This is a genomic window from Actinomadura rubrisoli (assembly GCF_004349215.1).
Classification (GTDB): Bacteria; Actinomycetota; Actinomycetes; order Streptosporangiales; family Streptosporangiaceae; genus Spirillospora; species Spirillospora rubrisoli.
This window is the reverse complement of the sequence record NZ_SMKU01000595.1, coordinates 1-2,865: the sequence shown is the minus strand read 5'-3', so window position 1 is coordinate 2,865 and position 2,865 is coordinate 1. Positions and strand designations below refer to the sequence as shown.

Here is a 2,865-nt window from a genome sequence, read left to right as displayed (position 1 = left end):
GGGCAGCGGCGGCGAATCCCGGGGCCGGGGTGCCCTGCGAGTCGGGCTCCTCGTCCGGGTCGAACGTCCAGGCCGCGGTGGACTCGGGGTCGACCGGCGGCAGCATCCCGGGCGCCGCAGGTGCGGCGGGCGCCGGGGCCCAGGACGGGGTGGGCGGCGGCACCATCACCGTCCGGTCGCCCAGCGCGTCGGCGGAGAATTCGCTCACCGGCGCGCCCAGGGGCGCGGCCGGCCCGACCGAGTACACATCGATCGGCGCGTCGCAGTTAGAACACTTGCCGAGCGTCCCGGGCGTGTTAGAACCGCACGTCGGACACTGCATCGCTCAGACCTCGCCTTATCGCCGCTTCGCCACGCTTGCGATTCCGGCCCGCCGCCGAGGCGGGCTCGCTTCCCCGCAAACCAGCAGGGCTCCCGACAAAAGTAGTGGGTGATGTCGTTCTCAGGCGCGTGGATGGGAATCTGGCTCACCGCAGTCGGGGGTCGAACCGAATCACGAGATCTCGCTACGGGTCAAGATTGCCAAGGGCGGTTTACGTGATCCGGTGTGATGCTCGTCGCATTCCTGTGGTCCATGGGCGCCACGGGCGCGTCGATCAGCGGCTAGGCTCGGAGCGGTTTCCCTGCGCATCCAGAGAAGACGGAGTCCATGAGCGATCTTCCGCTGCGTTCGCAGCTGGCCGTCGCGCTCGGTCGCACGGCCGCGAAGATGTCCCGCATCGCGGGCCGCGGAGACGGCTCGGTCATCGGAGGGCGGATCGGTCTTCGGCTCGACCCCGAGCTGCTGACCAGGCTCGCCAAGGACCGCAAGCTCGTCCTCGTCAGCGCGACCAACGGCAAGACGACGACGACCCGGCTGATCACCTCGGCGATGACGCCGCTGGGGGAGGTCGCCACCAACGCGTTCGGCGCGAACATGCCCACCGGGCACGTGTCCGCCCTCGCCTCCGCGCCCACGGCCCGCTACGGGGTCCTGGAGTGCGACGAGAAGTACGTCCCGATGGTGCTGGCCGAGACCGGCGCCAACGTGGTCGCCCTGATGAACCTCAGCCGCGACCAGATGGACCGCGCGGCGGAGATCTGGCTGCTGGCCGGCAAGTGGCGGCGCGCGCTTGAGGCGTCCCCGCAGAGCCACGTCATCGCCAACTGCGACGACCCGCTGGTCACCTGGGGCGCGTCCACCGCCAAGAGCGTCACGTGGGTCGCCGCGGGCCAGCACTGGCGCGAGGACTCGTGGTGCTGCCCCGAGTGCGGCGGCCCCCTCGACCGCCAGGACACCGACGAGGACAGCGACTGGCGCTGCCGCCAGTGCCACTTCGCCCGTCCCCGTCCGGACTGGATCCTCAAGGGCGACCAGATCGCGACCCCCGACGGCCGCGTCCTCCCGCTCTCCGGGCTGTCCCTGCCGGGCCGCGCCAACCGGTCGAACGCCCTGGTGGCGCTCGCCGTCGTGGCCCAGTTCGGCGTCCAGCCCGAGCAGGCGCTGCCGTTGCTGAGCGAGGTCAAGTCCGTCGCCGGCCGCTACACGACCGTCGAGCACCAGGGCCGCAGCATCCGCCTGCTGCTGTCGAAGAACCCGGCCGGCTGGCTGGAGGCGTTCGACGTCCTGCGGCCCGCGCCCGGCCCGGTCGTCCTGTCGGTCAACGCGCAGGGCCCGGACGGCCGCGACACCTCCTGGCTCTGGGACGTCGACTACCGCATCCTGCGCGGCCGCCCGGTCTGGGTGGCCGGCGAGCGCCGCATCGACCTGGCCGCGCGCCTGGAGGCCGCCGAGGTGGGCTTCACCCTGGTGGACGACATCGACCAGGCCGTCATGGCGGTGCCGCAAGGCCCGCTCGACGTGATCGCCAACTACACCGCCTTCCAGAGCATCCGAACGAGGTACGGCCGTGTCGTCTGACCGCATCAAGATCGTCTGGATCTACCCGGACCTGCTCAGCACCTACGGCGACCAGGGCAACACGATCGTCCTGGAGCGCCGCTCCGCGCTGCGCGGGATCCCGACCGAGACCCTCCACCTGCGCTCGGACGAGCCGGTGCCGACCGACGGCGACATCTACCTGCTCGGCGGCGGCGAGGACCGTCCGCAGATCCTCGCCGCGCAGCGCCTGCGGGGCGACGGCGGCCTCCAGCGGGCCGCCCAGCGGGGCGCGGTGATCTTCGCGGTCTGCGCCGGGTTCCAGATCATCGGCCACGAGTTCGGCGGCGAGGAGGGCCAGCTTCTCCCCGGCCTCGGCATCCTCGACATCCGCAGTGGCCGCGGCCAGCAGCGCGCGGTCGGCGAGGTCGTCGGTGATGTGTCGGCGGAGCTGAACATCCCCCGGATCACCGGCTTCGAGAACCACATGGGCGCCACCAGCATCGGGCCCGGCGCCAAGCCGCTCGCCAAGGTCGTCGCGGGCACCGGCAACGGCGACGGCAACGGCTTCGAGGGCGCCTACAGCGGCCGCGTCGTCGGCACCTACATGCACGGACCGGCGCTCGTCCGCAACCCCGCCCTGGCCGACCTGCTGCTCACCTGGGCCGTCGGCGCCCAGCTCCAGCCGATCGACGACTCCTGGGCGGGCCGCCTCCGCGAGGAACGCCTCAACGCCGTCCTGGCCTGACGCCCGGTACAGGCCGCTGACGGCCGCTACAGGCCGCGCCCCTTCTGGGCCCGGCCGACGGCGAACTCGCGGCGGACCTGCGCCCGGCGGACGAACCCGACCGTCGCCGCGACCGCGATGACCAGCAGCACCGCCGCCCCGCCCCCGGCTGCCGCGAGCAGCGTCGTGCTCATGCCGGCCACCTTCCGTCCGGGCTCCGCCGGAAGGTGCGCGACGGGCGTGGCCGAGGTGTTCTGCGGCGCGTCGAGCCCACCGGGCC

Annotated in this window: 4 protein-coding genes; 2 read left to right on the top strand and 2 right to left on the bottom strand. The window is 72.6% G+C overall.

The genetic code is table 11. The features are described from left to right. Positions 1–208: hypothetical protein (locus E1298_RS49090; protein ID WP_243726248.1), on the bottom strand; the 208-nt coding region annotated here is incomplete at its 3' end. A 441-nt stretch (positions 209–649) separates the two neighbouring features. On the opposite strand from E1298_RS49090, the gene E1298_RS45815 reads away from it, so the two are divergent. Both E1298_RS45815 and E1298_RS45810 read left to right on the top strand, forming a co-directional pair. Continuing rightward, positions 650–1,900, top strand: a complete 1,251-nt coding sequence (locus E1298_RS45815; RefSeq protein WP_131903636.1) for a Mur ligase family protein — start codon at positions 650–652, stop codon at positions 1,898–1,900. Further along, the gene (locus tag E1298_RS45810) at positions 1,890–2,606 is read left to right on the top strand and encodes a type 1 glutamine amidotransferase (protein ID WP_131903635.1); all 717 of its coding nucleotides are present in this window, start codon (positions 1,890–1,892) and stop codon (positions 2,604–2,606) included. The genes E1298_RS45815 and E1298_RS45810 overlap by 11 nt, the downstream gene beginning before the upstream one ends. Positions 2,607–2,632: 26 nt before the next feature. On the opposite strand, the gene E1298_RS49990 is transcribed toward E1298_RS45810, so the two are convergent. Beyond that, positions 2,633–2,865 (bottom strand): hypothetical protein (locus tag E1298_RS49990; protein WP_207945258.1); only part of this gene is annotated, 233 nt, incomplete at its 5' end.

Coding starts and splice junctions, on each gene's coding strand:
- E1298_RS45815 (WP_131903636.1), top strand. CDS start 650: ATGAGCGATCTTCCGCTGCGTTCGCAGCTGGCCGTCGCGCTCGGTCGC.